The organism is Roseburia sp. AF42-8, assembly GCF_003435965.1.
Taxonomy (GTDB): domain Bacteria; phylum Bacillota; class Clostridia; order Lachnospirales; family Lachnospiraceae; genus Roseburia_C; species Roseburia_C amylophila.
The window spans coordinates 1-2,523 of sequence record NZ_QTVB01000098.1; the positions used below are offsets into that span (position 1 = coordinate 1).

The window sequence follows — 2,523 nt, forward strand, 5'->3', positions numbered from 1 at the left end:
GTATCTGCGAAACGCTGAATTGTGAGATTACCGATGTGATTGAGTTAGTACCAGACGAGCCTGCTTCCACAGGAGGTAAGGAACATGAGCGAATTGAAACCAAGAATAACGGAAAACGGAATTGATTATATCCTTGTCGGAGATTATTACATCCCGGACTTGAAACTGCCGGAGGAACACCGCCCTATCGGAAAGTACGGACGGATGCACCGGGAATATTTAAGGGAAGTCCACCCAGCCAGATTGAATACATTGATACTGACCGGAGAATTGTGGACATATCTTGCAGACCTGAACGAACAGGCACAGGAACGGTTAGACACTATCATGGAGCAGATGAAAGCCACCGAGGGCGTGACAGAGGAATTGAAGCGAACTCAACAAATGGAATGGGTGCAGCGTTGTAATAACATTCACAACCGGGCAGAAGAAATTGTTTTGCATGATATAATTTATTCATACGGGAGTAATTAAATCGGAGGTATATAAGATGATTGAAATTGTATTTGGTGAAAGTGCCTGTGGAAGTTTGAAAATTGCCCAAACTTACGGTAAGGGAAAGTATAGAGGAAGTGCAGTTTCGGTCTTTATGAGGCATGAAGATGGGAGTGTTCCATCTTCAGATGAAATGAAAGAAGCACAAATTCAAGCACAGGAACAAGAACATATTGCTTGGGAGAATGCTATTCCATTGGGAGGCAAGAGCAGTGATGTTTATTGTTTTGATATGGCTCTTAGTGTGGGAGATATTTCTGATAATGGAATTGGCGAACAGCGGAAAAATGTTCTCAAGAAAATGCTGTCTGTCTGGTTTGTAGAGGATTTAGACTATCAGGTTGAAGAAAAAATACAGAAAATTAAAACTACATTGTCTTCGGTTATTGAACGATATGTAGCTGGGGAAGAAGTTCGTATTTGGTATAGCTATAATCCGGATGAACTTTGCGGTATGTACTGGCTTATGAAACAACTTCGACCATTAAACTGTCAGACAACAATTTATTTGGTTAAGTTACCTGCCTGGGAATATGGAAAAGAAAATACTATGACATCCAAAATAGCATGGGGTGAGGTTTCTCCTGGCGAATGGGGAAAATATATAACTCTACAAGAAAAAGCTAAGCCTGTATTTCTTTCAGCTTGTGCTATGAAATGGAATCAACTTCAAAATGAAAATGCACCTTTGCGTGCAATGCTAAATGGTAAATTGCAAAGTGTTTCAGAAGATATATATGATAGTTTCATTCTTCGTGAAATTGCAGAACAGCCAGAGCAATTCAAAATGGCTATTGTTATAGGTAATGTTTTAGGAAAATATCAACTTGGAATTAGTGATGTATGGATTTCTAATCGCATTGATAAAATGCTTGAAGATGGTGTGTTGGAAATTATACAGGACGCACCAAAGGGAGAAACAAATTATCGCCGGATATTAAGAAAACGAATGAAATAATAACCACAGCAAGAACCGCTGCTACATGGAAGGCACCCCAACCATGCAACAGCGGTTTTTTTTACCGTTTTTTCCTCTGGCTGATAGGCGTTCCCATTTTCTTTGATTTTTTGAGAATCCGAATCAGCCAGCGAAATTCTTCGTCTGACAGATTTTTATAGTTGATACCGAGCTGCTTGCAGTAAAGGACAACCAGCTTTTCATCCCGGCTGCCCTTGAAATTTTCGACTGCTTCGAGATTTTCTTTCAATTCATCGGCAACGGTGGTCTGGGGCGCACTCTCACTGTCCTTTTTGTGGGCTTCCCGAATATCCCGGATAATCAGGTTGAGGTCATCCAGAACCATGTGACTGAAATACTCATCATCACTGATATGGGCGGCTTGCAGCACTTTCAAATGCTGGTCATCTTCGCCTGGGCGATACCGCTCAATGATTTCATGCCGGACGGTATCGACAAGTGCATTGAGGTTTTGAATCTGCATGGTAGCAATCCCGTCCACATAAATCTCAATGTCTGCAAGAAACTTGATAAAATCTTTATGTGTAGCAAGCTCACAGAGCAGACGGTTGTTAATCCGACCGCTTTTCAGCAGTGCCACCATCTCATCATTCAAATGCAACTCCGTCAATGGTGTGTTGATCTGCTCCCTGTTCTCTATCCGGCACAGTAGATAATCAACAGAGACCCCATAGAAGTCTGCCAGCGTGATAAGGTTGCCATGATTGATTTCCTTAAAATCCTCTTTTTCATAACTTCCAAGAGCTGATTTGGAAATGCCTGTCAGCTTTGATAGTTCTTCCAGATTTAAGCCTTTGTCCTTGCGGAGTTCCCAAAGGCGTTCCTGTATGCTTGTTGCTCCTTTCATGGGCGCACGCTCCTTTCCAATGGTTTCATTGCTGCCGCTTATCTGGATTATATCACACTTTCCGCAATCGTGGAAATTTCTGATTTTTACCCCTAATTCCTACTTTGTGGACATACGGCACAGGGCACAAAAATGTTCTATGATACAGGTAGTTCATCGATGGATTATTCCAATCGAATGACCAGCCTGTGTGGGATATGCT

Annotated in this window: 3 protein-coding genes and 1 pseudogene; 3 read left to right on the top strand and 1 reads right to left on the bottom strand. The window is 41.8% G+C overall.

Annotated features, from left to right (window positions below; all coding sequences use genetic code 11):
* From DW059_RS15255 to DW059_RS15265, 3 genes and pseudogenes are all read left to right on the top strand, one after another.
* Positions 1–125, top strand: a pseudogene (locus tag DW059_RS15255) (helix-turn-helix domain-containing protein); the annotation flags it as partial.
* The gene (locus DW059_RS15260; protein WP_066548966.1) at positions 85–474 is read left to right on the top strand and encodes a TnpV protein; all 390 of its coding nucleotides are present in this window, start codon (positions 85–87) and stop codon (positions 472–474) included. The pseudogene DW059_RS15255 and the gene DW059_RS15260, both read left to right, overlap by 41 nt.
* Positions 475–490: 16 nt before the next feature.
* Positions 491–1,453 carry a DUF3658 domain-containing protein gene (locus DW059_RS15265; RefSeq protein ID WP_014078537.1) on the top strand — a complete coding sequence of 321 codons (963 nt, stop codon included), beginning with the start codon at positions 491–493 and terminating at the stop codon, positions 1,451–1,453.
* A gap of 61 nt (positions 1,454–1,514) precedes the next feature.
* On the opposite strand, the gene DW059_RS15270 is transcribed toward DW059_RS15265, so the two are convergent.
* Positions 1,515–2,321, bottom strand: a complete 807-nt coding sequence (locus tag DW059_RS15270; protein WP_117471349.1) for a helix-turn-helix domain-containing protein — start codon at positions 2,319–2,321, stop codon at positions 1,515–1,517.
* Positions 2,322–2,523 lie beyond the last annotated feature (202 nt).

Excerpts from the sequence above, each read along its gene's own strand:
- DW059_RS15260 (WP_066548966.1), top strand. The coding sequence starts at position 85 with ATGAGCGAATTGAAACCAAGAATAACGGAAAACGGAATTGATTATATC.
- DW059_RS15265 (WP_014078537.1), top strand. The coding sequence starts at position 491 with ATGATTGAAATTGTATTTGGTGAAAGTGCCTGTGGAAGTTTGAAAATT.
- DW059_RS15270 (WP_117471349.1), bottom strand. The coding sequence starts at position 2,321 with ATGAAAGGAGCAACAAGCATACAGGAACGCCTTTGGGAACTCCGCAAG.